Source organism: Desulfonatronum thiosulfatophilum, assembly GCF_900104215.1.
Classification (GTDB): domain Bacteria; phylum Desulfobacterota; class Desulfovibrionia; order Desulfovibrionales; family Desulfonatronaceae; genus Desulfonatronum; species Desulfonatronum thiosulfatophilum.
Genome location: NZ_FMXO01000020.1, coordinates 25,481 through 51,613 on the forward strand (window position 1 = coordinate 25,481; position 26,133 = coordinate 51,613).

Below are 26,133 nucleotides of genomic sequence, written 5' to 3' on the forward strand. Positions count from 1 at the left end.
GCTTCATAATCGCAGCCCCATGTCGCCTCACATCCTTCCCGCCGAGTACCATTAAGCAAATATTTGCTGCAGCCAGATAGCGATCCGGTTTGTCTTTTTTACCTTACGCATGTCTGACCAAAGCCAGGGGTTACATCGAATCCTGGCCGGACTTCAGCTGAATAGCTTCGCCCCGCCGGAAGACTGCCACCCTCTGGCATCCATCCTGCTTCTTCCAGGTTTGGCGGCATTTTTTGCCGCCGAACTTTCCGTCATCCGGACCATCACCTACGGAGGAAGCATGTCCCAACTTGCTCAACATGCCCTGGAGCTGCTCCAGGCCCCCCTGCCCCAGGAAGATATCATTTTCTCGGATTTGTACCGCGATACATCCCTTCTGGAGGATATCCACTGCATCACCGACAGAACCAGGCCGATATCCACGGAACTGGTCATGAACATCCTGGTCAAGTACTTCCATGCATATGTCCATTCCGGTTCATACCGCCGCATCCTCTCACTGAAAGACATCACGATGGTCTTCGATCAGTTCGCCCATCGCAGGCGGGGATGCAAATCACTTCTGGAGCAAAGGCGATTGCGACAATGGCTGGTGCAGCACTCATTTGCTCTGTGCATGCTGGCCGACCTGCCCAAGACGGCAAGCATATTTGCCGCCATTGCCGGCATGCATTTCCCCGACAGTATCGATCGGCAACAATACACTGGCCTGGACATTGGTACCGGCAGCGGAATTTTGCTCCTGGCCGCCTTTGTCCAGGCAAAGCGCAACAATTTCCGCAAGGTGAACCTGGTGGGCATCGAGCGTGATCCGTACGTTCAAAAACGCACGGCCAGGATGTGCTGCACCCTGGAGATTGGTGAAATCATCCTTGGAGACGCCAAAACAACCGATGTGTACGCGCCCCTCCGGCAGAAACCCGTCACCTTCGTGGCCAATGAAACCATACCCGGAATACGGCAGGAACTATGGTGCGAAGACTTTGTCATGATCAACGAAACCATGTTTCGGACCCTCGGGCCGCTGCTTGAGGAGACGTTCTTCTTTCCGGAAGGGCTTCTGGTCATGGACCGTGACCGAGGGGTCTACACCATGCTGAACAAGATGAACCAGTATCATCAAGCACCCAACCTGGATCTGGCAGCCATGTCGGCTCAGGCTCTGCTTATAGACGATCGTGTCGTCCCGTTGAACAAGGTCGGCGATGAATATTTGAACTCTATTCCTAATAAAAGCAGACCGCTTCTCACCCAACGTTGGTAGAGTTTCGATCCGGCCAAGACAGGGTTATCAGCCGTGAGAACAAATCCGACCTGATTGTTCATGATGAAACACTTGCTTTTTCTTTTACGCATTGCTAAATAATCCTGTTTATAAGTTAAGGCTGGAACTTCGTGAACATGGAAAAGAGGAAGCAATTATGACCCGAAAAGACCGTACCGAAGGCATCTATAGTCGCCGGGAGGTACTGGATGAAAGTGAGCGCAGGCAATACTATCAGATTCACCTGAAAGATCTGCTGACCTATGCCTACAGGTATTCCGAGGACGTCAAGAAGCGGTTTGACCGGGCCCAGTTCAGTCCCGACAAGTTCAAGGTGCTGAACGACCTGAAGCACATCCCGATCATCAAAAAGAAGGAACTTATATTTCTGCAAACCATGGGGCCGCGCCTGGGCGGTCTGCTGACCAAGGATCTTGGGGAATTGCGGCGCATCTTCCTTTCCCCCGGTCCGATTTTCGATCCCGAAGACAGAGTTGACGACTACTGGGGTTGGACTGAAGGGTTTTACGCCACGGGATTTCGTCCCGGCGACGTGAACATGATCACCTTTAACTACCACCTTACTCCGGCCGGCCTGATGTTTGAAGAACCGCTGCGCAATCTTGGCTGCGCCGTGATTCCGGCGGGTCCGGGCAACACAAACACCCAACTGGACATCATGCAAAAACTGCGGGTGACCGGCTTCATCGGAACGCCGAGCTACCTCATGCACTTGGCCCAGAAAGGCGAAGAGGCGGGCCTGAACCTGCGCAAGGATCTCTATCTTGAAGTGGCGTTCGTCACTGGCGAGAAGTTTCCGGAAAAACTGCGCAACACCCTGGAGAAAAAGTTCGATATCATCATGCGTCAAGGCTATGGAACCGCGGATGTCGGCTCCATCGGCTACGAGTGTTTTCACAAAAACGGACTGCACGTTTCCAATCGCGTCTTCGCGGAAATCTGCCATCCGGATACGGGCATTCCGCTCAAGGACGGCGAAGTCGGTGAGATCGTCGTCACGGCGTTCAACAAGACCTATCCCTTGATCCGCCTTTCCACCGGCGACCTCTCCTATATCGACAGAGCGCCCTGCCCCTGCGGCCGCAGTTCACCGAGACTGGGCAATATCGTCGGTCGCGTGGATACAACGGCCCGCATCAAGGGCATGTTCGTCTATCCGCACCAGGTGGAACAGGTCATGGCCTCTTTCGAAGAGATCAAGCGCTGGCAGATCGAGGTCACCAATCCCGGCGGCATCGATGAAATCGTCCTGTTTATCGAGGCCAGTCAGTTCAAGCGGGAAAACGAACTCTTCCACACCTTTCGGGAAAGAATCGGCCTGCGTCCCGAACTGAAGGTCGTGGCTCCCGGTTCGCTGCCCGCCCAGATTCGTCCCATCGAGGACAAACGTAAGTGGGATTGATCCCTTTTCGGGCGTTGCCGTGCATTCTGCTCCTGATGGTGCTGAGTGCCGGCTGCGCCCGTCTTCATCCCCCGATAGCCCAGCCCCCGGAGACGACGCTTCCCGGCACGCCCGGCACCCTCTTTCTGGCCGATGGTCGACATCTGGCCAAGGATGACCTCGCCCGCCTGGTTCCTGACCACGACTTTATCCTGATCGGTGAATCCCACATCAATTCCTGCGACCACCGATTCCAGAACGACGCCTTGCTCGCTCTTTCCACATCAAATCAGGATCTTGCCTTGGGACTGGAGATGGTTCCCTGGTCTGCCCAGGACATCCTGGACGATTTCAACAGGGGCGTTATTGATCTGGAGGAACTGGAGGAAAATTTGGGATGGCGTGAGTATTGGGGTTACAGTTTCTCACTGTACAGTCCGATTCTGGCCCGAGCCAGGGAACTGACCATTCCCGTTCTGGGGCTGAACGTTCCCAAGGAGCTGCTCCACCGGGTCAGAACAGACGGCATGGAAAGCATTCTCCCGGATGAACGGGGCCTGCTGCCTCATGTGGTCATCCCTCCGCCGCCGCGACAGAAAGCATTGCTCGAAGAAGAGTTCTCCCTGCACGTCGAACTAATGCCCGAACGTACCGCGGAGGCCGGATTCGAACTGGAACGGTTCATGCTTGTCCAATCCCTGTGGGACACGCAGATGGCCTTCAGCGCGGCCCACTGGAAGAACACTCTGGAGCGCACCGTGGTCATTCTGGCGGGCTCCGGGCATGTAGAACACGGTTACGGCATCCCGCATCGGCTGCGAGTGCTGGAGCCCGACTCTCGAATCCTCACGCTTGTTCCCTGGAGAGGCGGACCGGGACCTGATCCGGATTCCGGCGATCTGTTCTACTTCTGCCCGGAACAGCCGCGCCGCCTGGGCATGGTCATTGCCTGGATCGACGACCAGGCCGTGCTTTCCAGTGTTCTCCCAGGATCCCTGGCTGAACAGGCCGGCCTGCAGCCCGGAGATGTCCTGATCACGGCCAACGACAAACCAGTCACCACCATGGAAGTCCTGCACCAGGCCGGAATGCATGCTGTCGGCGCCAGGGAACCGCTTCACCTTGAAATTGCGCGCAACGGAACGCAACTGCTCCTGGAAGTAATTTTTCCATAGCCGCCCCATGCCCGAACTTCCCGAAGTCGAAACCATCGCCCAAGGCCTGCGGCCCCTGTTGACCCATCGCACCATAACCGGCATCCCGCACTTGGCTCCCCACCTCAATCCGCAAGGGCCAAACAGCCTGATCGAAAAGTTGATCGGACAACAGATTCAGGGCGTCTCGCGACGTGGCAAACTGCTCTTCCTGGATCTCTCCCCCACCGAGCGTATTGCCTTTCATCTGCGCATGACCGGGAGGCTGGGCATGTCTCCCGCGGGCGAACCACCCGGGGCACATGTCCACTTGCTCATCAATCTGGACAACCAGAGTGCGCTGTATTTCCAGGATCAGCGAAAATTCGGAACCTTCCGCCACTACACAGAACAGGAATTGAACGCTTGGCCTTTCTACAGCCGGATGGGGCCGGAGCCGCTCAGCGTGGGAGAGGAAGAGTTTTTGGGGCGAGTGGAAGGAAGAAGAGGAAGGATCAAGGCGTTGCTGCTCAACCAGGAAGTCGTTGCCGGAATCGGCAATATCTATGCGGACGAAAGTTTGTTTCGCGCCGCCATCCATCCGGCAACGCCCGCCTCGGCGCTGAGCAGACCACGAATCACGAGCCTTTACCACGCCCTGCAAAACGTGCTCCGGGAAGCTATCACCGCCGGCGGCAGTTCCATCCGAGACTATCGCACCGCCGCCGGACTCGTCGGAACGTTCCAGAACGCCTTCCAGGTTTACGGCCGCAAAGATCAACCCTGCCTGCGCTGTGCCGAGTCGCTACGGACCACGAAAGTGGCCGGCCGCACAACCTGCTACTGCCCCACCTGTCAGCCCGAGCCGGTCAGCGGCTAGACCGGAGTCCGGACCAAAAGCTTCAGCCTTTCCTCAATTATCGGGGCCAGACATGGACAAAGCTCAGGACGATCATGGCCATGCCAAGCCCGATCTTAACCACCGTGCCGAACACCTTGTTCAACAGGGCGCCCCAGGCCGCACGATAGGCTGCCGGGTAGGAATAGCCCTGCCCCAGTTCCACCAAAAAGCTGCCGACAAAGGCACCCAGGAAGGAACCGGGAATGGCGCCGAAGCCGAAGAGGAATGCGGCGCCGAAAAAACCGCCGAGAATGGCGCCGATAACAGCAGCCCATGCTCCCCGGCGGCTCCCGCCGAAGCGTTTACCTCCCCAGAGCTGGGCCAGGAATTCAACGATTTCTCCCAGGACGCACAACGCCAACAGCAGAGCAAGAAAGGACCATCCAACGGTCAGTTCCGGATGGGACCACAACCATAGGCCAAGAGCGCCCAGAATCAACCAGTTTGCCGGAAGGCCCACCAGGTGCAACAGGAGCAGGCCTCCCAGAAAAGCCAGAAAAAGTCCGGCCAGAAACAATTCCATTGGTTCCTCGAGGCCTGCCGGCTACTGTCCCCGCAAATCGCAGACCCGCTGCGCCTTGCCGTCGGAACAGGGCAGGCTCCGCGCCTCGACCAGTTCCACCTTGGGGGTAATCAACAGCTCATCGCGCAGCATGCCGGTGATTCTATCCTGCAGCTTTTTCAAAACCCGCATGTCTTCCACGAAAAATTCACTCTTCACTTCCACCTGAACCTTGAACTGGTCCAGATATCCCTGCCGTTCGAGAACGATCAGGTAGTTCTGCCCCACTTCTGGAATGGCCATCAGCACGCGCTCCACCTGCATCGGAAAGATGTTGACGCCCTTGATAATGATCATGTCGTCGCTGCGGCCGAGAATCCGGTCGATCCGGCGATGCGTTCTTCCGCAAGGGCATTCGCCGGGAATAAACCTGGTCAGATCCCTGGTTCGGTAGCGCAGGATGGGCATGCCTTCACGCGTCAGGGTCGTCAGGACCAATTCCCCGACTTCCCCCTCGGGCACGGGTTCAAGGGTCACTGGATCAATTATTTCAGCCAGAAACGCGTCTTCCCAGATGTGCATGCCGTTTTGTTCCGGGCACTCGAAGGCCACGCCGGGGCCGTTCATCTCCGAGAGACCGTAAGAGTTGTAGGCTTTCACGCCGTACAATTCCTCGATCCGCTTCCGGATTTGCTCACTATGCGGTTCCGCGCCGATCAGGGCGGTCTTCAGGTGCAGATCCTCCAGGTTGACGCCCAGGGAATCAAAAACCGTGGCCAGGTGCAAGGCATAGGAAGGAATGATGTGAATGACCGTGACCCGGAAGTCCCGCAGCAATTTGATTTGCCGCTTGCTGTTGCCCGCTCCAGCCGGGATTGTCAGGCACCCCAGACGTTCGGCCCCGTAATGGATGCCCAGACCGCCGGTAAACAGACCGTATCCACTCATGTTCTGAAAAACATCGTGGGGCCTTACGCCGACCATGTGGAAGCAACGCGCCACCAGATCGGCCCACGTCTGGATGTCGTTGGCCGTATGGAAGACCACCGTCGCTGCTCCGGTTGTTCCGGATGAGGCGTGCAGGCGGACCATTTCCTCCATGGGCCGGCAGAGCATGCCGCCGGGGTAGCTGGCCCGCAGATCTTCCTTGCCGGTGAACGGCAGCCGGGGCAGATCATCCAGACCTTGCACCTGATCCGCCTGGAGACCGTGTTCCTCGAATATCCGGGCATACAGCGGCGAATTGGCGGATTGCGAGACCACATGACGCAATCGAACACCTTGCAGATTTTCCAGGTCCTGCCGTGCAAGCCCTTCCAAGGGATCAAAAAACACAAAGGCCTCCTTTGGGATTGGACGATACATGCCGCTGAACTGATCCCGTTGGATCGCGGACGTCGTCAATTGGATCAGTTGAATGGATCATGATGCTGAAAAATTTCAGCAGTTCGGAGCATGGCGTTATTCGCCCTTGCTTATCGCTTGCGAAGGAAGATTTGCTCGGAATTCAGCATCCACAAGTCAGAGCAACTACGAAGCAGGCTTTAAACTTTCCGAGGGCGGAGGGATATCGACCAAATTCTCAAACGCGGTATAAGTATCAAGAAAGGCAAGTTCAACCTCTCCAGTCGGGCCATTGCGCTGTTTTCCGATGATGATCTCCGCAATGCCTTTTTTGGGATTGCCTTCCTGCTTGTTATATACCTCGTCCCTGTAGATAAAGGCGATAACGTCCGCATCCTGTTCTATCGCGCCGGATTCGCGAAGATCGGAAAGCATGGGCCGCCGATTACTGCGATCCTCAAGCTTGCGGTTCAGCTGCGCCAAGGCGACCATGGGCAGGTCAAGCTCCTTGGCCAAGCCTTTCAAAGTTCTTGAAATTTCGGAAATTTCCTGTTCTCGGGAATCAATTCGGCGACTGGCGCGCATTAATTGCAAATAATCGACCATCACAAGTCCCAGTTTTTTCTCCGACTTCAGCCTCCGACAACGAGTCCGCAAGTCCAAGGTACTTAAGGCCGGAGTATCATCGATAAACATGGGTGCCTGGGATAAAGAATCAGCGGCGTGATAGAGACGCGCCCAATCCTCGTCATTAAGAAAACCTCGCCGAAACCGAGCCAAATCCACCTTTCCCCAGGAACACAGCATCCGCATCATCAGTTGCTCTTTAGACATTTCCAAGGAGAAAATGGCCGTGGGCACATCATGCAGCACCGCGGCACGCATGGCGATGTTCAGGGCAAAAGCCGTCTTCCCCATGCTGGGACGAGCAGCGATAATGATCAAATCCGAGGGCTGCAGCCCCGCGGTCATCTCATCAAGCTTGTGGTATCCTGTCGGTACTCCGGTGACCAGTTCCTGTCGCTCTACCCGTTTTTCCAGATTTTCAAAAACCTGACTGACCAATTCCTTGGTGGTGGAAAAAACACTTTTAATTTTTGCTTCGGAAATGGCAAAGATGGCGGCTTCCGATTCATCAAGTACCTTGTCCACCTCCTGGACGCCATCATGGCAGGAAACCACAATGTCCGAGGCGGCCTGGATCAACCGGCGCAGAATCGCCTTGTCCCGGACAATTCGGGCATAGGATTCGGCATGAGATGTGGCTACAAGGGATTCGGTCAGCGAAGCCAGATAAACCGGACCGCCAACTTGTTCCAAAAGACCGGAGTTTTGCAGGTTATCCGCAAGGGTAACCAGATCAATGGGAACGCTGCGCTGATAAAGGCTCAGACAGGCTTGAAAAATACTGCGATGAGCCGGAGAGTAAAAATCATCTTCCCCAACAATATCAAGCAGCGTATCGATAAGACCGGGACTTAAAAAAAGCCCCCCCAGAACCGCCTGTTCGGCTTCCAGGTTCTGGGGGGGGGTTTTTCCGGAAAGGTTTGCCCCCGATCCGGTGGGATGCGATTGTTTCTGTGATCGAGCCAAAGGTGTTTCCCGCTATCGACTACTCCTCTGAACGTGCTTCTTCTGCTGTCGCTGCGTTCTCGTCGATGGTGTCGGTAACAGGTTCAGGGGAAGACTGGTTTCCGTTGAAGGCATCGTGGCTGACAACGGCAACCTGAAGCTGAGCCCGGATGTCCTGGTGAACCCGAACCTCGATGCTGTACTCGCCCAGGGCGCGCAACGAGTCATCCAGCAGGATGTTCTTCTTGTCTACATCCAGGCCATGGTCTTTCTTGATCAGGTCGGCGATGTTCGCGGAGGTGACCGAACCGTAAAGCCGGTCGCCCTCGCCCACGCGCACGGGGATGCGCAGGGACACCGCACTGATCTTGTCCGCAAGTTCCTGGGCGGAGAAGCGGATCGCGTCGGCTTTTTCCTGCAGTTTCCTGCGCTCCTGTTCAAAGCGCTTCTTGTTGCCGGGAGTGGCCAGCATGGCCAGGCCTTGCGGGATCAGATAATTCCGTCCGTATCCCGGCTTGACGTTGACAATCTGGCCGAGACTGCCCAGATTATCCAAATTGGTGCGCAATATGACTTCCATTATAATCTCCCTTCCCTAGCTGATCCTTTTCATGGCATCCACGCTGTGCGTGGCTGTGTAAAACAGCAAGGCCATCTGGCGGGCGCGTTTGATTTCCGTGGTCAGTTCCCGCTGATGCTTTGCGCAGGTTCCGGTGACGCGTCGGGCAATGATCTTCCCCCGTTCGTTGACGAAGTCCCGGAGCAGATCCGGACGCTTGTAGTCCATCTTCAGATCCTTGGCAGCGCAAAAGCGGCAGAATTTCTTCCGGGGGGTGAATTTACGAAATGCCATGATCAGCTCTCCTTTGGTTCCTGGTAGGTATCGGCCAGCTTCACGGAAAGAAATTTGTACACTCCGTCCGTGATGCGCAGGTTGCGCTCCATTTCAGCGACCACCGTGCCGGGAGCCAAAAACTCCAGGCGTACGTAGTGGCCCCTGGTGTGCTTGTTCACCGGGTAGGCCAAGGTCCGCATCCCCCAATCGTCCTCCACCAGAATCTTTCCATTATCCCGCTCCACAATCGCGGTCATGTTGGCAAGAATTTCCTGGCGGCTCTCTCCCGTCATTTCCGGACTGAAGAGCATCAGTGTTTCATAGTGCCGCATTATCGTATCCTCCTTGCGGTCGATTCGGCCCTGACCACATGGCCAGAGCAAGGAAAAACGGAATCTTTAACAACGAATAAACTGGCGTGTCAATTGATTTGACGATCTTTATCGATTCAAAAAGAACTCGCACAACTCAGCTGGTTCCGTACTTGAATCAAAATTTGTTGAATAGGTACAAGACAACAGCTTGTTGTTTATCAAGTAATTTTCAACTCAATGACCCGTCATTCCGGGACATGCTCATTAAAAAAGGCCCTGCTGACAGGGCCTTTAAGCAAGATGTCCGGAACTGTTCGGACAGACTACATGTTGTAGACTTCGCGCTGTTTCTGCAAAGCGATAGCCTGTTCTTCATAGGATTGGAAACCGGAATGTTTGAGGGCGTCAAAAACGGTTTCCTCCCAATCCCAGTTGGCATAGATGACCGGCTTATGGAAAAGCCGCCGGAATTGATCGATTTCCTGGCGATAGAATTCCTCACGAGGCTTGCCGAGATGGTCCTGCAACTGTTCATGAAGACGGGCCATCTCGCCCTCGAACCAATCCATCAAATCCCCGGCTGTTCGGTTCTTTTTCAGGATGTGGTCATACTTGTTCTCGGCCATGATCTTGCGCAGACACTCCAGGTGCTGCTCTTTCAGCCATGCACCGAGCTTTTCAACGGGAATGCTCTCAGCCTCGAGTTCCGCGACGTCCTTCTTGGTTTGGGCATAGGTATCCGGGACAACCGAGGCGGAAACAATCCCGGCTATGCAGACCAGGCCACGGATGATCTTGCTGTTGGAAACCCCCTGACCGCAAAAGCCAACTTTCTTCCCGAACTTCTGGCCTGTAAAGATGGTGCTCAGAATGGCCCAGACCACGGCCGGGTCTTCTTCATCATAAATGTGACGCAGCCGCGGATTGTCCCGGTCCGTGCCCAGCACCAGCTGGGTCATGTCGTTGGAGCCGATGGAGAATCCGTCGAATTCCTGGATGAACTGCTTGGTCAGGATGGCATTGCTCGGAATCTCGGACATCAGGATGATCTTCATCCCGTCATCGCCGGATTTGAGGTTGTGCACCCCTTCCAGATAGCGGCGCATGCTGCGGGCTTCTTCGAGGGTGCGCACGAAGGGAAACATCAGGTTCAGGTTCTTGCCGCCGAATATGCCCCTGGCCAGTTTGAAGGAGTCGACTTCCCAGTCATGGATATTGCGGGAAACACCCCGGAATCCAATCATGGGATTGTCTTCGTATGCCTCGAAAAGCAGCCCGCCTACCAGGTTGCGGTATTCGTTGGTCTTGTAGTCCGTGGTTCTGTAGATGATTTCCTTGCCGTAAAAAGCCATGGAAAAGAGCGCCAGTCCCTGGGCCAGGGTCTGAACGTAATGTTCCTTTCCTGAACGATAACCCTTGGACCGGATCAGTTCTTTGATCCGTTCAGGGAGGGTGCGCACTTCTTCCCGTTCCCGCTCCAGGCCGGAACGCATGGCCACTTCCGTCCTCATTGCATTGATGCGGTTCATGATGTCCACGACAATGGGCTCGTCCTTGATTCGCTCGACGATGCCGCGGATGCGGTCTTCGATTTCCTGGCGCTGCTTGAGCTTTTCCTCTTCCTGACCGTTGGCCATTTCCAGGATTTCGGAAAAACCCATGATGGTGATCACATGCTCGCGCAGATCGGGCGAGGTTTTCAGCGTCTCCAGCTTGTGGGAAGCCAGCTCCAGGTGATCGTTCAGCTTGACGTCCAGGTCCCGCAACTGCCGGTGGATGGCCAGAACCTGGTCCGTCCCCTTGTCGCCGCCCTTTTCAGTAAGCGCATCAATTTCCTTGCTCAGGCCGGTGACAATGCCCACGTACTGCCGCAGCTTCAAGTCAAATGAAATGGTTCCCGTGACCAATTGTTCGCGCACCAACTTCGTCAGTTCATTGTTCAGCTCGCGCAGTTTGTTGTCCACAAGAGACTGGAGTTGACCGTTGTCGTACGCCTCCAAGGCCAGGGGGTGGACGCCGACGCTGCCCAACATGAACTCGGCCCGCAACAGTCCAACCTCGAAATCCGGCATGTTCCGCAGGCGGGAGAGAAACAGGGCCTGGGTGACATCGGCGAGAATCAGGCCGATCTTGGTCTTGGTGGCCGGAAGAGCGCTGACGTCGATCTCGCCGCCCACCTCAATCAGCGGCAGCAGCCCCCGGTAGGCCCGGCCTCTGGAGCCGTCGACGGTGACTTCCTGCCCGTCCATGCCCTGCAACGTCTCCAGGCGCTGGATGCCAATTACGGCGGGAATGCCAAGTTCACGGGAAGTGATGGCCGCATGGCTTGTGTCGCCGCCGGCATCGGCAAGAATGGCGGAAGCGATGCGCATTCCGGGAACCATGTCCGGGTCGGTGCGATCCGCCGCCAGGATGTCGCCCTTGGTGATCTTGTTCAGTTCCAGGGCTGAACGGAGGAATCGGACGATTCCCTGCCCGGCCCCCCGGGAGGCGCCGTTGCCTTCCACAAGAAGTTCGGCGCTCTTCAACGCATCGGGATCGACCTCCAAACGGCGCATGAAGATCGTGTGCGGATGTTTCTCCAGCTCATCGTTCCAGCGTGTCTCGGGACGGGCCTGCACGAACCAGAGACGGTCCCACTGGTCGATGCAGAATTCCGTGTCCATGATCATGCCGCCGTAGCTCTTGCTGATGCTGCGAACTCCCCGAGCCAGTTCCTCAGCCTGGGCCAGGGAAAGGGACCAGCGGTAGACCTCCTCCGGCGCGACATCGATGGTCACGGTACCCGCGCCCTTTTCAGCGTAGATGATTTTCTTGGTTTTGAAACCCATGAACCGCAAAACGACCTCTTCCCCGTCATCACGTTGAAAAACGTAAAACTTGTCCGGGGTGACCATACCGCTGACCACGGCTTCACCAAGACCATAACTGGCGTCGATGGAAACGAGGTCCTTATTGTCCGTACCGCGGCATCCGGTGGAGGTGTCCGCGCTAAAGGCCGTTCCGGAGATGACAGGATTAATCATCCGCATGATGCAGACGGACAGCGAGGTATTTTCAATGGCCCATTCTTTCTTGGCGTTTTCGACGATGCTTTCATCCCCGGTTCGCTCAGCCAGGGCCACCATGTCCAGAATGGCCTCCCGGCGATAGGTCATGCTGCGCAGGTTGTAGGCCGAGGCGCAGTCCCACTGATAGGCGTCCACCACGGCCTGCTCGCCGACAATGTTCAGGTAGGTGTCCTGCAGACCGGCAAAGGCTTTCTTTCGGCTGTCCTCGCCTGCCGCGGAGGATCGGACGGCAACGGGAACATTCTCAAGACCGGCTTCCTTGCAAATATCCCGGTAGGATTGACGAATCGCATCATCCAGGTCCCGAGGCATTTCCACGCATAAAATTGCCACCTGCACCAGGACGGAGCGTTTGCGCAGCTGATCGATCATTTCCGGGGATACCGCAAACCCTTCCACGATGTTGTTGATGAAGGAACGCAGCTTGACCAGGTTTTGCGTGCCCTGTTGCGTCGTTTGAATCTTTTTCGCGAGCCGGCGCACGAAATGGCGCAGAAACTCCGGATCCTTGTTGATCTCGGCATCATTCCAGTTGATCCGGTCGTACTCCTTGTCCACGCTAGTCCGGATCAAGGCGGCGTTGACCTTGGTTTCATCCAGCAGACGGTGAAAAACAATGGAAGATATGGCCCGAAACTGGGGAGCCCGGATATTTTCGACCTGGCTGATCAGGGCGGTATTGTAGTTTTTCCCCCCCACCAGCAGTTCCGCGGGTTCGCCAAGGCTGACGATGTCTTCACCGGTGAGTATGAGTTTTTTTTCTATTGCCCCGATATCCACTTTTGCAGCCTGGGCGGACTTCACCTCTACATCGGCAACGTCCGGGTTTTCCTTCTTGGGCTTGGGTTTTTCCTTCTCTGCTTTGGCCATTATTGATCCTCCTTGACAACACGTTCCGGCTTAGGTCGGCGATTTCTCTTCCTTGGACAAGAAAACGGGTTCACAAGTCGTTTTTTCGGGGAACTCCCGGAGAGTTCACCATGCAAATCCGATTATACCATTACCGTTTAGAATAAACCGAAGTCAATCGCCGTCATCCTTCCTGTCCGTGCTGAAGACCGCATGAGGGACAAAAATTAACATCCTCCAAAGGCATAGGAAATGAACATCCCGGGCAAAGCCGCGGCAGTTCGGACAGTTCGATCAGCAACTCACCTTCGCGCACCGGCACCATTTTCCGGTCCTCGGTGAAATTGGCGAATTTGAGAACGCGCTTGACCTGGGCATGGAGCGGCGAAAGGATGGATTTTTCTTGCTTCATCACGGAAATATTGAACAATTCTTCGCCTTGCTGCACCACGTCGCCGGGTTTGACATGCATCACCCAGAGATCGCCGTTGCATGGAGATCCGATATGGAAGGGATTGCCGGGCGTGGCCATTTCCATGCCTTCCCGGGTCTTGCCGGATGCTTCGGCAACCTTGACCTGATGGCTCATGAACTCGGAATCCAAAATGTAGCGCACCAAGCTCACGCCCTGATCGTCGGGCTTGGAGATATCCAAAATGACCATGTTCCGCGGCTTTCCATCGCTGTCCAGGAACTGGAGTTCCTGACCGGGTTGCAGTCCCTCAAACCAGACATCCAGCGGCAACTGGTTCGGATCGCCGAATCGTTGCCGGAATTCGATGGTTTTCAAAGCATCGCCGGGATGGTTCAGGTAGTTGATGATCTCTTCTGGTGCCGGTTCCCGCTTGAGAAGTTCGGTCAGGCTCAGGACTTCGGCATCCAGGTCGATGTCGGCGAGGGAATCAAGCGGCGAGCTGTCCACGCGCTGGGCCAGCGCCTTGCGGTAATCCGCGCCAAAGGCGGACTCGTAGACCCAATCCGCGGGAAATCCCAGCGGCAGACGGCCAAATTTGCCCAACAGCAGGTTTCGGAAGGCGTCGTTGCTGTGAACATACAGTTCCAGCCGGGCCTTGCGCATCTCCGGGGTCAGATCGGCCTCGGCAGTGGTGGTCACAGTGTCCAGGATTGTCAGCATCCGGCGTACGGCCCGCTCGCCTCCCTGCTTGAACGCTCCGGTAACCGCCAGAAAGGCAGTATTCCAGGTAATCTGGGAACCCGGCGTCACGTCATGATAGCGCACGATTTTCCGTGTACCGGCCAGAAAACGCAACATGTACGGCAGAAGTTGGATATACCCCTGCTTCAAGGCCCCTTCCTGGGAAGAAGAGGTCGCGCCGCCGGGCATCCCGTGTTCCACGACGTCGTGGTCGATCCCCTGGAAATAAGGCGCCGTATAACGATCGTAGTAGGGCATGATCTGCTTGAGCACGAAACCGCTGGTGCGGATCATTTCCTTGTTCAGATTTGTCTTCAGACCCAGTTCATCCTCGAGATAGGCTGCGGTGGAAAGCACTTCGCCCTGCCCGTACCAGCGCACGGCAGCGCCGATCCCGGTATCAACAATATGCGCGCCGGCCTGGGCCGCGGCGCCCACGGATGGAACGAACAGTCCGTCGGTGTAGTGGCGATGATAGTGGACAACCAGATCGGGATACCTGGACCGGATCGCGCCGACCAGTTCGCGCATGAACCGCGGCGGGCAGACCCCGGCCATGTCCTTGAGGCCGAGAATGAAATGCCTGGAGGCCTTGGAAGGGTCCATGCCGGAGACATTCGCGATCATGTTCAGGATTTCGTCCACCACGCCGAGATAATGCGGAACATCGAAGCCCTGGGCCCAGGACAGGGAGATTGCCGGTTCAAATATATGTTCTCGTGAGCCCATCACCACTTCCGCGAAGGGACGCATGTTTTCAATGTGGTTCAGGAAGTCGAAGCAGCGGATCACATGATAGTGCTCGCAGATCATTTCACCGGTCAGACGCATCATGTTTTTGGGCTGCGGCTTGTACCCCAGAACGTTGGTGGAGCGGATCAGGATCAGCTTCATGGTCTTGGGAGCGAACTGGTTCCACTCCTGCGCTTCGGTGAAAGGATAGGTCATGTTCGCCAGCATGGCCACGTGGTAGTGGGCGCCGCCGCCGTTTTCCAGGGCGAAAAAGCCGCAGTTGTCAAGATATGGACCGATCAACCGATCCTCGGCCAGCCGGAAGCGGTTGCCGCTGTTGGATTGGGTCAGATCCCTGGTGGTGGTGTCCATAAAATGGACCGTTCCGGAGTCCCGAATATAGTCCAGAGTGGCCAGACGGTCTCCGCGCGGATAGGGGGAAACGTTGGCGGCAAAGTCGATCTCCGGCAGCACCGGCTCGAACCGGCCGAGGCGCTTGTCTTCCCGACCCCGATAGTCGCCCAGCTGGACATATGGATTGTACCCATGAGCGGAGATCTCCGCAGCCAGGCGGGCCAGGCGCAGGGCCTGAGGCTCCTTGTCTACGTACTGCATCAGTTCCGGAGTTCGGGCAATGAATTTGGTATCGTAATCACCTGAACGAAATTCCGGGTGAAGCATGATCTGGCGATGGAAGGGAATGGTCGTCTTGACCCCGCCGACGATGTACTCCCGCAGAGCCCGACTCATGATGCCCAAAATCTTCTCCCAGTCCCGCCCGTAGGCGATGAGCAGCGAGGCCGCGGAGTCGTATTGGGCCGGGAACTCGTAGCCCACGGAAACGCAGGAATCCACCCGGATCCCCTGGCTGCCGGGGGAAATGTACCTGGTGATGGTCCCGGAGTTGGGGGAAAAATTCTGTTGCGGATCTTCGCAGTTGATGCGGACCTGCATGGCATGGTTGAAGGGCTTGGTGGATTCCTTGGAAAAACGCAGCTTGGAGCCGAAGGCAATGGCGATCTGTTCTTCCACAAGGTCGATTCCGTAACGGCATTCGGTGATCCCGTGCTCCACCTGCAGGCGCGTGTTCACTTCGATCAGGTACGGCGTGGCATTCTCGTCCAGCAAGAATTCCACGGTGGCCAGGGAATAGTATCCGACACTGGTGGACAGCTCGCAGGCGTACTTCTTCAAGCGTTCCCGAAGCTCCGGGGTCATCTTCGCCCAGGGCGAGGGCGTAATCTCAACAAGCTTTTGGTGATTGCGCTGGACTGTGCAATCCCGCTCGTCCAGGGCATGAGAGTTGCCGTATTGGTCGGCGACGACCTGGATCTCGATATGGCGCACCGAGGTCAACAACTTCTCCACATACAGACGGGGGTTGCCGAAGGAGGCCTCGGCCAGGGCCGACGCCTTGGAAAAGGCGCGTTCCAACTGCTCGGGCTTATACACTTCGTAAATTCCGCGCCCGCCTCCGCCGCCTTCGGCCTTGAGCATGATCGGAAATCCGAGGGAGTAAGCGATATCCCTGGCCTCGGCCACGCTCACCGCGCCATCCGAACCAGGGACGACGGGAATTCCCAGCTTCTTGGCCAGGTGGCGAACTTCCACCTTGTTGCCCAGAAGGTGCATGGCTTCGGGGGGTGGGCCGATAAACGTTATCCCGGCCTGGGCGCATTTCTCCGGAAAATCCTGGTTTTCGGAAGCAAACCCCCACCCCGGATGAATGCCGATGACGCCGCGAGCCTTGGCCTTGCGGATGATCAGATCAATATCCAGATACGCTCTTGGATTATCGCCCAACAGCAACAATTCTCGGGCTCCGGCGGTAAATGGGGCAGTCTTGTCCACATCCGTCGCCGTCATTATCGGTATGGCCTGAAAAACTTCCTGAATGGAACGGACAATCCGTCGTGCTGGAATTCCCCGGTTCGCGACCAGAATGGGCTTCCCTTTGATTTCCTTGGCCACCTGTTCAAATGATTTTGTTGCCATCAGTAAATCCTGTTCATGGTTTTGCGGACTGCACAAGGCATGGCTCCGCGATTATAGCGCATGTACGCGAGAATCATTGCAGGCAATGAATTTTGCATCTTTCCAGACCATTTTTAAATTTTGCCCGCCCTCATCATGAGACCAAACGCACTTCACCGGATGCAATCCGGCGAACTCCCTCCGGACAGGACACGAGCAGACTGCCGTCCGGAGTGATGCCGAGCAATCTGCCATGAAGAGCGTCCGGATCATGAGCATGGTCGAGAATGGAAATTTCCCGGTTCTTCCAGATGAGCATGTCGGAAAACAAGTGAACAAAATCATCCGGTCGGAGTTCCGGTAGGACGTTTTGATACCAAGATCGGCTCTCGGATACAAGCTGTTCCCAGCACATGGCCGGGCTGATTCGACCGTCCAGGGAACCCGCTTCCATGGCCGCGTTCTCCCGGAGGACCTTCTGCTCGGGTACTGCCGCCAGATTCAGCCCCAGGCCGACAACCACCGTCTCACCCCGCTGTTCGGCCAGGATTCCACCGATTTTCCGATCTTCCAAGACCAGGTCGTTGGGCCATTTCAGGCGCACATCGAACCCAAAGCGCCCCAGCGACCGCGCCGCAAGCCATGCCGGCACCAACGAAGTCAGTCCGTCCCAGGGCTTGGGCAGGGTCGGCGCCCTCCAGACCAGATGCAGATTTCCGGGCAAAGACTGCCAGGGCCGTCGAACCTGTCCCCGACCTGACCACTGCTCCACGGCAATCACCGCGTCCCATTGCGCCAAAACGTCCCATTGCATCAGCTTCCAGGCCAGATCCAAAGCCGAGGAACAGGATCGAACCAAAAAAACCTGACCCGGACCATCCCGCTCCCCGGTCCAGCTCCGAAGGACCAAATGCTCATCTGCCATCTGCGCCCCGGACAATTCGCTCTTCCGCCACGGCCCCCAACGCTCCATGGTCTGCTTCCACACCGGATGCGCTGCAGCCATGGTCTGAGGATCACTGCCGGCAAGCAGTTCCGGGATATCTGAGGAAAAAAGAAATACCGAAGATTTCATAAATTCGACCTCAAGAGAAAAGAAGAAATTCGAAAAGAACACCCTGGCTGCCACATCCCCCCAACGCAAAATCACCCACCTCTATTATCGCAACCGAAATCGCAATCGATTCTTTCGAATTCGGTCTCCCAATCTCGACAAAGAATTCCATCTCGACTGCGATTCAATCATCCAGGCAGGCATTACCAGCCATTGAATTCGGTGTTCTAGGGTCGAAGAAAGCTCCGAACAGGCAACCCCGCTCACGCAGCCGGAGCAATTCGCTTCTTGCGCAGGGCAAATCGCTGCCAGTCCCAGAATTGATAGACGTAGGCCACGCACAGGGCCTGCACGGCCATGGACAGGAACATGGCCAGCCAGATGCCGGTGGCATGAATGAAGATCAGATGCCCCAGGATAAAGGCCAGGGGAATGCGGACCAACCAGGCCGTGCCGCCCATGACCAAACCCTGGTATATGGTCGCTCCGGCGCCGGTCAGCGCGCCGCCCAGGATCATGGAGACCAGCAGAAACGGCATGGCCGCGAGGTTGTACCGCAGGTAGTTGACCGCCTCGTCCCGCACTTCCGGATCCGGGGCGACAAAGGCGGCGATGGGTTCAAGAAACTGCCAGAGAACCACGGTCAGGATGCAAATGACCAGCAATCCCTGCCCGAGAATCCGGTAGCCCATCTGTTTGGCCTCTTCCGGCTTCTTGGCGCCGAGGTAATGGCCCACCAGAATACTTGCCGTGAAATTAAAGGCAAAGCCGGGCAGGAACATCAACGACTCCACGCGCATCCCGGCGCTCATCCCGGCCAGGGCGACCACGCTGCCCACAGGCAGGCTGGCGGTAATGGAGAACAAGGCGATATATGCCGAATGCCAGACCAACTGCATCAGGCCGGCAGGCCAGGCCACTTTGAACAGGTACGGCGAGGCGCAGCGGATCCATTTCCATGGGGCGAAGCTGCGGCGGACCAGCAGCCCCCTGCGCCGGAGAATCCAGACGTTGAACAGGCCTCCCGCGAGCACCGAACCAAAGGTGCTCCAGGCCAGCCCTTTGTACCCCAGATCGGGAAAGCCGAACATGCCCAGGCCCAGAGCAAAGTCCCCGAAGGTATTCAACCCTGCCACGATCATCATGCCGTACAGCGGATACAGGACGAGTTGCTGGGCTCGCAGGATCGAGTTGCCGATGATGAACAGGTAGTAGGCCGGCAGCACCAGGAGATAGACGCTGAGCAGGTACGTCATTATAGGCAGCAGGCTTTCCGGAGTCTGCAGGATCCGGATCAGGGCGCCCTGGAAACCGTATCCGAAAACCAGCAGCAAGACCCCGAATACTGCCGCGGCCTGCAGACTCAACCCGACGTAGCGCTGGACCCGGTGCATCAGTCCGGCGCCGTAGGACTGACTGATGGCCGCCACGCTGCCGTTGCCCACGGCAATGGCCACCACGAGGAAGATGAAAAAGGACTGGCTGACCATGCCCATGCTGGCCTGCACGTCCCGGCTGATTCTGCCCGCTACCCAGACGTCCACGAAGCCGATCAGGAAATGGAAAAGCATCATCAGCACCTGGGGCCAGGCAAGCAGCCAGATGGTCCTGGTGGGTGACGCCTTGGGATCGAAGGGGAGCGACGGCTTGGGAGGCGTTGCGGCAATTCCGCCCTTTCCCTGGTTCAGCAAGAGAGTACTTCCTTTTTGCGATAGGCCATGGCTTGGAACGTGGCCACCAGATTGTCCGATGCATCGCGCACCTCGACAAGATAGCTGGCCAATCTCCGGCTCCGGGAAACTTCTTTCGCCGTGGCCGTAAGAGTCCCGGAGGAGACGGAATGGTGAAAATGAATCCCGGCCTGCACGCCCACCGCCACGCTGCCGTGGGAATTGGACGCCGCGGCAAAGGCCAGATCCGCAAGGGCAAACAAGGTCGCGCCATGGGCCATGCCCAGACTGTTCGTGTGCTCCTCGGCCAGTTCCATTCGAGCGGTGGCCGTGCCGAGGCCGACGGCAACGATCTCTATCCCGAGATGTCGTGCCAGCCGATCATTGTCATTGATATAACTTTGAATCTTTTCCACTGTGCATCTCGCTCACAGACAGTTGTTCCGGGTCACCCCGCAGCCGAGGGCTTTCATTGCTCGGTACCTACACCATTTTCAACAAAACGAATCCGCCCACCAGCAGCAAGGCGAAGACGATCGCGAGCAGATTGAAGTACTTGTCGATGAACAAGGTGATCTGCGCTCCGAATTTCCAGATCAGCCAAGCCACGAGAAAGAAGCGGGCTGAACGGCCGACCAGAGAGGCCAGAATGAAGGGGACAAGGGAAATGTCGAAAGCCCCCCCGGCAATGGTAAAGACCTTGAACGGCAACGGCGTGAAACCGGCCGTGAAGACGATCCAGAAATTCCATTGCTCGAACAGCCCCTGAACCATGTTGAATTTGTCCACGGTGAAGCCCGGCACTGTGTCGAAAAAAAACTGGGCCAGAGCAGTAAACTCGCCACTGATGGTCCACCAGGAAAAGTAGCCGATGCCGTAGCCGAGAAGCGCGCCGGAGACCGAAGCAATGGAACAGACCGCGGCAAAACGGAAGGCATTTTCCCTTGCTCCGAGTATGAGGGCTATCAGCAGCGGATCCGGCGGTATGGGAAAAAAAGAGGATTCAAAAAACGCGAGCACGAAAAGGGCCGCCGTTCCATAAGGAGTGGCGGCCCAACTCAAGACCCAATCATAAAGCCTGCGCAAGATGTTCACGGCAAATCAACTCCCGGGACGAATGCAACCGGATCACATTCGGTCTGTTAATGTTGAAGACAACTGATGAAAAGGGTTTACTCCAAACTACAGAAGCGGACTGAAGACCTTGGCAATGGCCTCCAGGAGCCTGCGGTGAAACGGCCTGCGGGCCCAGGTTGCCGGATCGACCTTGTGCGAACGGGAGCGGTAATCGCTTTGCAGTTGGCGCACGGTATAAAGAAATTCCTGATCAAAGAGAAACAGAACGACTTCCAGATTCAGATAGAAGGAACGAATGTCGAAATTTGCCGAACCGATCATGGCCATGGTGTCGTCCACGCGCAGCAGTTTGGCATGGAGCATGCCCTCATGAAACAGGTACACGTTTGCGCCGTGTTCCATCAGGATGCCGCAATAGTGATAACTGGCCAAGTCCACCAGGGGATGGTCGCTGCGCTGGGGCAGGATCAGATCCACCTCGACCCCTCTGCTCACCGCCAGTCGCATTGCCGTGAGCAGGCCTTCGTTGGGGATGAAATACGGTGAAGTGATCACCACCTTGCGTTGCGCGAAATTGATAGCCAGGATCAGCAAATCCTGAAATCCTTCGGTGGGCTTGTCCGGTCCCGTAGGCACGACCTGCAAAGCCACCTCTCCTTCTTGCGTTGCGGCGGGATAGAGCGTCATGCAATCCAGGGCTTCCCCGGTTTCCAGATACCAATCCTCCAGAAATACGGCCTGCAATTGCCGAGCGCTGGGTCCCTCGATGCGTACCATCACGTCGTGCCAGGCTCCGGCCTTGCGGTGCCCGAAAACCGGTTCCACGATATTTTGGGAACCGGTATAGGCAATGCTTCCGTCGATCACCGCCAGCTTGCGATGATTACGGATATCCAGTCGCGCCAGGCGCATCCTGAGCGGGTTGGCGGACAAGCCGGCCACCACCTGCACGCCGTGCAGTTGGAGTATCGCCCCAAGACCGCTGAACATCCCTCGGGATCCGACCATGTCCGCCAGAACGCGGCAGCGCACTCCCCGGCCGGCGGCCCGAACCAGAGCGTCGCCGACAATCCTGCCCATGGCGTCGTCGCGAAAAATATAGAAAAGCAGGTGAACATGATGTTTGGCCTGATCGATGTCCTGGACCAGACGCCGCACCACGTCATCGATGTCCGCCAACAGCATGACCTTGTTGCCGCCCAGCAGGGGCATGCCCCCATGGTGTTCGGCCTGTTGGAGCAGAATTTCGTAATCCTGGCGAACCCGGACGTTGTCGAATTCCGGCAGACTGGCATGGAGCCGGTGGATGTTGTCAAAGGCCTTATGCCGCTTCATGCGACGCCGCACCCGCAAAAAACCGATGCTCTGCTCCCCCAGAAGCAGATATGTGATGAGGCCCAGCCAGGGCATCACGAAAATAACGGCCAGCCATGCCAGGCAGGTTGCCGAATTCTTTTGTCGCATGGCCACCACGGGAATCATGACCAACCGGATGACCCAGCCGCTCAAGTTCAGGAACAGGGAAAACTCAACCAGGAACATCTCAACCTCCCTGCCCCGATAAGATTCGGCTTTGTTCGAACAGCCATGAAGCCTGCCGTGACATCCGCCCCATCGCGCACACCTCCATCATCAGCATTCCCGTCTCCTCACGTCGGTTTTAGGCTGCATCCCTCACATTGTCAGACCTCGAACGTCACCCTATGCCACTCTCATGCGATGCCCGGAGCGCGTTGATGTTGATGTTGTCTCCAAAATTCAATCGGGCCTGACTGTTGCTGACCTGCGATCAACTTTTTTCTGAGTGCGTACGTACCCGAAAGTATAGCAAAAAAAAGTATCCTTCCGCCATGGCAAAAAAATATACACCATAACATATTAAAAAAACTTGGAATACTATTTAATTCAACCTTAAAGATGATTTACATGTTCTTCAAAATAGATCACATGAAATTATTTATGATCTTAACCGGCAGGTGACTTATACTCATCCCGAATTTCGGAACCCGCTTGCGGTTTATACGCTCCATGGCGAACCTCAGCCAGGCCGAACTCGCCCGAAGCATCGGCGTGTCCACGCAACACGTCAGCCGGATCGAACTGGGGCAGGTTTCGCCGTCGTTTTCCCTGCTCTCCACCTTGTGCGACGTCCTGCAAATCGCTCCGGTGAACTTTTTCCTTTTCCCGGCTGGAGACGACCTCCTCAACCCCGCCCATCCGGACACCAAGCCATCCCGGCCCAACCGCAGGAATCTTCTGGCATGGACGGGTTTCTGGAAAATCGACCTTCCTGAACAGAAATTCACCTGGTCGAACTCTCTCTTCATTCTCATGGGCTATACTCCCTACTCGGTCAAACCAACCCTGCGCCGCTTCAGCGGCCATGTCCTTCCGGAGGACCGGGGCCTTTTCATGGAACGATTCGATGAAATCCTGCAAGGCCTCCCGGCACAGGATCTTTTCTTCCGGTTCCGCCGCCGGCAGGGCGGGATTCGGCAGGCCCTGCTCCGTGTCGACGACCTGCAGCCCCGGACGTCTTCGCACCGGGAGATCTGCGCCTGCATTCTGGACATTACAGAATGGCACGTTCTGGAAAATGCCCTGCTTCAGAACAAACTCCAACTGGAGGAACATGTTCGGGACAGGAACCTGGAACTGTCCCTGGCCATCGAGGAATACCGCAAGGAACTCGACCAGCACAAAAAGGTGGAACAGGAACTTCGCATCACCGCCCGTTCGGCTGCCGTCATTCGTGAGGCACAACGCGTTTCCCGACTCGGGATCTGGGAATGGGACGGCTACAATACGGAGATCAAGGCCTGCGACCTGTTTCACCAGATTCTGGATCTGGACCCGGCTCCGGAATCCGAACCGGAACCCCGAGTTTCACCGACGCCCCCCCTCGGGGTCCGAACCGTTCCAGTCCTGCGGTTTCAGGCGGCCTTTTCCGCACGGGAATGGGACCGCCTGCGCGAGACCATCCGGAAAAGCATGGCCATTCATGCCCCGTTTGAGCTGGAGCTTGAAGTCGTCCGGCAGGACGAGGAACGCGGATATGTTCTGGTCCAGGGCTCCCCAGGCGGCCATGAGCACGGAAAGACGGTTTTCATCGGCACCCTCAGAGATATGACGGAAATCATGCAACGCGAGCAAGGCCTGCGCGAAAAGATTTCCGAACTGGATACGTTTTTCAGCACTGCCATGGACCTGCTCTGTATTGTCTCCACAGAAGGCTATTTCCAGTTGCTGAACCCGGAGTGGGAACTGGTTCTTGGTTATCCGCTCAAGGAAATCACCGGAAGGCGATTGCTCGATTTCGTCCATCCCGAAGACCGGACGGCGACCAGTCTGGCCATGCGGGATCTGCTGGCGGACATCAAGCTCACAAACTTTGTGAACCGAATCCAGACCAGGGACGGTGGGGTTCGATGGCTGGAATGGCGGGCCTGCCTGGCAAACGGATTGATTCATGCCGCCGCAAGGGATGTGACGGAGGTCAAGCTGGCCCAGGCCGAATTCGCCGCCGCCAAGCAGGCCGCGGAAGCGGCCAACAAGGCCAAGAGTGATTTTCTGGCCCACATGAGCCATGAAATCCGCACCCCGCTGTCCGGGATCATGGGCACGCTGGAGATGCTCATGGACAGCGCCGACGACCGCTCCCGCGACCACATGCGCATGGTCATGGACGCAGCCCATTCCCTGGTCGGCATCATCAACGACATTCTTGACCTCTCCAAAGTCGAGGCGGGCAAACTGGAGCTGAGCATCGTCCCCGTGGACATCAGACAGCTCATCCGTTCCTGCCTGGACATCTACGAACTGGAGGTCCGGAAAAAAGGGCTAAAGCTGGAATCGCGAATTGCCGATACAGTACCTGTTTGGATACAGGCCGACGAATTGCGACTGTCCCAGATCCTGCGCAACCTTGTCAGCAATGCGGTCAAGTTCACGGAACAGGGAGCCCTGAGTGTTGAAGTCGAGGTTGACGAACCAACCGGCGATCGGCCCATGTTGCGCCTTCAGGTGTCGGATACCGGACCAGGAATTGATCCGGAGTTCCTGCCGCGCATTTTCGACGCCTTTGCCCAGGCCGGGTCCACCCGGGCCAAGGGACACAAGGGAACGGGCCTTGGAATGCCCATCAGCAAGAACCTGGCTGAAATGATGGGCGGAACAATCCAAGTCGCCAACAATCCCGCAGCCGGATGCACCTTCACAATTCAACTGCCCTTCTCCGTTGCTGAAGATTCCCTCAAGGCGTCGACCTCGAAGATGGAACGCCCGGAGCGGAAGTCCGGCCCCAGGAAAACGGACAACGGCGCAGCCGGACTGCCCCCGCTGCGCATTCTGCTGGTGGAAGACACGGAAACCGTGCAAATTTTCATGCGTTACATCCTGGAAAAGGCCGGCCATTTCGTGCAAACCGCGAGCAATGGAATGGAAGCGTTGGATTTGATGGCTGAAGCACCGGTGCAAACTCCCTTTGACGTGATTTTGATGGACGTTCGAATGCCGGTTCTGGATGGAGTGGAGACAACCCGGCGCATACGGCGTCTGGAAAGTTCGGCAGCGGGAAACAGTTTCCGGAGACGCATTCCCATAATCGCCCTGACGGCGCATGCCATGGCCGAAGATCACCAGACTTGCATAGACGCGGGAATGGATGCGGTGGTGATCAAACCACTGAACCGGGACTCCTTTTTTCAAATACTCGAGGACGTCGTAACCAGATCCGAAGCCGAGGCGAACTTCGAATACAATCTTGAGCCAGGATCTGCCACGGCGAAACCCACGCCGAATCCATCCGCTCTACCCATGGTGAACGAGGTTCTCGGCATCAGCCAATGTGACGGAGATGCGGCGCTTTGGTATGAGCTGCTGCATCGATTCATCCACACGGAAGCTCCCAACTTTCGTATCGCGTTACAAAACGAGTTCAATAATATCAATTTTGAGGAGCTGTCCTGCGTTGCCCACAAAATTAAAGGAATCGCAGCAATGCTGCATCTGCCCCGCTTGCTTCGAGATGCCGCGACGCTGGAACAAATGGCCCGGAAACGCAAAGCGACACTCGCCGCGGACGGCATCAAGAACGTTTTACATTCTATTGCCGAAATCGAAGACTACGTATATGTCAACCATATCAACACCTGACAGCATTATTGACGCATACTTGCCGCTCCAAGGATGCACTTCAACTGATATGTAATATTAATCTGCATTGATTATCGAATTCTCTGGAATATTTCGAATGCAGTAATTCGGAAAAAAGAACCAACGTTG

General features: G+C 56.5%; 18 protein-coding genes. 5 read left to right on the forward strand and 13 right to left on the reverse strand.

The features are described 5' to 3' along the window. Positions 1–109 precede the first annotated feature (109 nt). From BLP93_RS15120 to mutM, 4 genes are all read left to right on the forward strand, one after another. On the forward strand, positions 110–1,264 hold the full coding sequence (locus tag BLP93_RS15120; protein WP_092123509.1) for an SAM-dependent methyltransferase: 1,155 nt from the start codon (positions 110–112) through the stop codon (positions 1,262–1,264). A 157-nt stretch (positions 1,265–1,421) separates the two neighbouring features. Further along, complete coding sequence (locus tag BLP93_RS15125) at positions 1,422–2,687, forward strand: phenylacetate--CoA ligase family protein (protein WP_092123511.1); 1,266 nt, start codon at positions 1,422–1,424, stop codon at positions 2,685–2,687. Continuing rightward, positions 2,678–3,841: a ChaN family lipoprotein gene (locus BLP93_RS15130; RefSeq protein ID WP_092123513.1), complete on the forward strand. Its 1,164-nt coding sequence runs from the start codon at positions 2,678–2,680 to the stop codon at positions 3,839–3,841. The genes BLP93_RS15125 and BLP93_RS15130 overlap by 10 nt, the downstream gene beginning before the upstream one ends. Positions 3,842–3,848: 7 nt before the next feature. After that, a complete protein-coding gene (mutM, locus tag BLP93_RS15135) occupies positions 3,849–4,679 on the forward strand; it encodes a bifunctional DNA-formamidopyrimidine glycosylase/DNA-(apurinic or apyrimidinic site) lyase (protein ID WP_092123515.1) in 831 nt (276 codons plus the stop codon). A gap of 37 nt (positions 4,680–4,716) precedes the next feature. On the opposite strand, the gene BLP93_RS15140 is transcribed toward mutM, so the two are convergent. The 13 genes from BLP93_RS15140 to cls form a co-directional block, all read right to left on the reverse strand. After that, positions 4,717–5,223, reverse strand: a complete 507-nt coding sequence (locus BLP93_RS15140; protein WP_092123517.1) for a DUF456 domain-containing protein — start codon at positions 5,221–5,223, stop codon at positions 4,717–4,719. A 21-nt stretch (positions 5,224–5,244) separates the two neighbouring features. Then, the gene (locus BLP93_RS15145) at positions 5,245–6,537 is read right to left on the reverse strand and encodes a phenylacetate--CoA ligase family protein (protein ID WP_244148783.1); all 1,293 of its coding nucleotides are present in this window, start codon (positions 6,535–6,537) and stop codon (positions 5,245–5,247) included. A 195-nt stretch (positions 6,538–6,732) separates the two neighbouring features. Continuing rightward, a complete protein-coding gene (dnaB, locus tag BLP93_RS15150) occupies positions 6,733–8,139 on the reverse strand; it encodes a replicative DNA helicase (RefSeq protein WP_092123519.1) in 1,407 nt (468 codons plus the stop codon). 19 nt (positions 8,140–8,158) lie between these two features. Continuing rightward, the gene (gene rplI, locus BLP93_RS15155) at positions 8,159–8,698 is read right to left on the reverse strand and encodes a 50S ribosomal protein L9 (protein ID WP_092123521.1); all 540 of its coding nucleotides are present in this window, start codon (positions 8,696–8,698) and stop codon (positions 8,159–8,161) included. 15 nt (positions 8,699–8,713) lie between these two features. Continuing rightward, entirely contained in the window at positions 8,714–8,971 is a 258-nt protein-coding gene (rpsR, locus tag BLP93_RS15160) for a 30S ribosomal protein S18 (protein WP_092123523.1), read from the reverse strand. Positions 8,972–8,973: 2 nt separating this feature from the next. Further along, positions 8,974–9,285 carry a 30S ribosomal protein S6 gene (gene rpsF / locus BLP93_RS15165; RefSeq protein WP_092123525.1) on the reverse strand — a complete coding sequence of 104 codons (312 nt, stop codon included), beginning with the start codon at positions 9,283–9,285 and terminating at the stop codon, positions 8,974–8,976. A gap of 305 nt (positions 9,286–9,590) precedes the next feature. Next, on the reverse strand, positions 9,591–13,208 hold the full coding sequence (locus tag BLP93_RS15170) for a PEP/pyruvate-binding domain-containing protein (protein WP_092123527.1): 3,618 nt from the start codon (positions 13,206–13,208) through the stop codon (positions 9,591–9,593). A 163-nt stretch (positions 13,209–13,371) separates the two neighbouring features. Next, positions 13,372–17,070 (reverse strand): pyruvate carboxylase, encoded by a 3,699-nt coding sequence (locus BLP93_RS15175; RefSeq protein WP_092123529.1) that lies wholly within the window; start codon positions 17,068–17,070, stop codon positions 13,372–13,374. Between the two features lie 133 nt (positions 17,071–17,203). Continuing rightward, complete coding sequence (locus BLP93_RS15180; RefSeq protein WP_139163028.1) at positions 17,204–18,124, reverse strand: biotin--[acetyl-CoA-carboxylase] ligase; 921 nt, start codon at positions 18,122–18,124, stop codon at positions 17,204–17,206. Positions 18,125–18,366: 242 nt separating this feature from the next. Then, a complete protein-coding gene (locus tag BLP93_RS15185) occupies positions 18,367–19,794 on the reverse strand; it encodes an MATE family efflux transporter (protein ID WP_244148784.1) in 1,428 nt (475 codons plus the stop codon). Further along, positions 19,788–20,189 carry a PaaI family thioesterase gene (locus BLP93_RS15190; RefSeq protein ID WP_092123533.1) on the reverse strand — a complete coding sequence of 134 codons (402 nt, stop codon included), beginning with the start codon at positions 20,187–20,189 and terminating at the stop codon, positions 19,788–19,790. The genes BLP93_RS15185 and BLP93_RS15190 overlap by 7 nt, the downstream gene beginning before the upstream one ends. Positions 20,190–20,256: 67 nt before the next feature. Next, on the reverse strand, positions 20,257–20,868 hold the full coding sequence (locus tag BLP93_RS15195; protein WP_092123535.1) for a YqaA family protein: 612 nt from the start codon (positions 20,866–20,868) through the stop codon (positions 20,257–20,259). Between the two features lie 87 nt (positions 20,869–20,955). Then, positions 20,956–22,392, reverse strand: a complete 1,437-nt coding sequence (gene cls / locus BLP93_RS15200; protein ID WP_092123537.1) for a cardiolipin synthase — start codon at positions 22,390–22,392, stop codon at positions 20,956–20,958. A 468-nt stretch (positions 22,393–22,860) separates the two neighbouring features. Here cls and BLP93_RS15205 point away from each other — a divergent pair, with 468 nt between their 5' ends. After that, a complete protein-coding gene (locus tag BLP93_RS15205) occupies positions 22,861–26,004 on the forward strand; it encodes an ATP-binding protein (protein WP_161946364.1) in 3,144 nt (1,047 codons plus the stop codon). The last annotated feature ends 129 nt before the right edge of the window (positions 26,005–26,133 follow it).

Bases quoted from the DNA above. Each gene is read 5' to 3' on its own strand.
- BLP93_RS15180 (WP_139163028.1), bottom strand. From the start codon at position 18,124: ATGAAATCTTCGGTATTTCTTTTTTCCTCAGATATCCCGGAACTGCTT.
- rpsR (WP_092123523.1), bottom strand. From the start codon at position 8,971: ATGGCATTTCGTAAATTCACCCCCCGGAAGAAATTCTGCCGCTTTTGC.
- rplI (WP_092123521.1), bottom strand. From the start codon at position 8,698: ATGGAAGTCATATTGCGCACCAATTTGGATAATCTGGGCAGTCTCGGC.
- rpsF (WP_092123525.1), bottom strand. From the start codon at position 9,285: ATGCGGCACTATGAAACACTGATGCTCTTCAGTCCGGAAATGACGGGA.
- BLP93_RS15170 (WP_092123527.1), bottom strand. From the start codon at position 13,208: ATGGCCAAAGCAGAGAAGGAAAAACCCAAGCCCAAGAAGGAAAACCCG.
- mutM (WP_092123515.1), top strand. From the start codon at position 3,849: ATGCCCGAACTTCCCGAAGTCGAAACCATCGCCCAAGGCCTGCGGCCC.
- BLP93_RS15120 (WP_092123509.1), top strand. From the start codon at position 110: ATGTCTGACCAAAGCCAGGGGTTACATCGAATCCTGGCCGGACTTCAG.
- BLP93_RS15140 (WP_092123517.1), bottom strand. From the start codon at position 5,223: ATGGAATTGTTTCTGGCCGGACTTTTTCTGGCTTTTCTGGGAGGCCTG.
- BLP93_RS15125 (WP_092123511.1), top strand. From the start codon at position 1,422: ATGACCCGAAAAGACCGTACCGAAGGCATCTATAGTCGCCGGGAGGTA.
- BLP93_RS15175 (WP_092123529.1), bottom strand. From the start codon at position 17,070: ATGGCAACAAAATCATTTGAACAGGTGGCCAAGGAAATCAAAGGGAAG.
- cls (WP_092123537.1), bottom strand. From the start codon at position 22,392: ATGTTCCTGGTTGAGTTTTCCCTGTTCCTGAACTTGAGCGGCTGGGTC.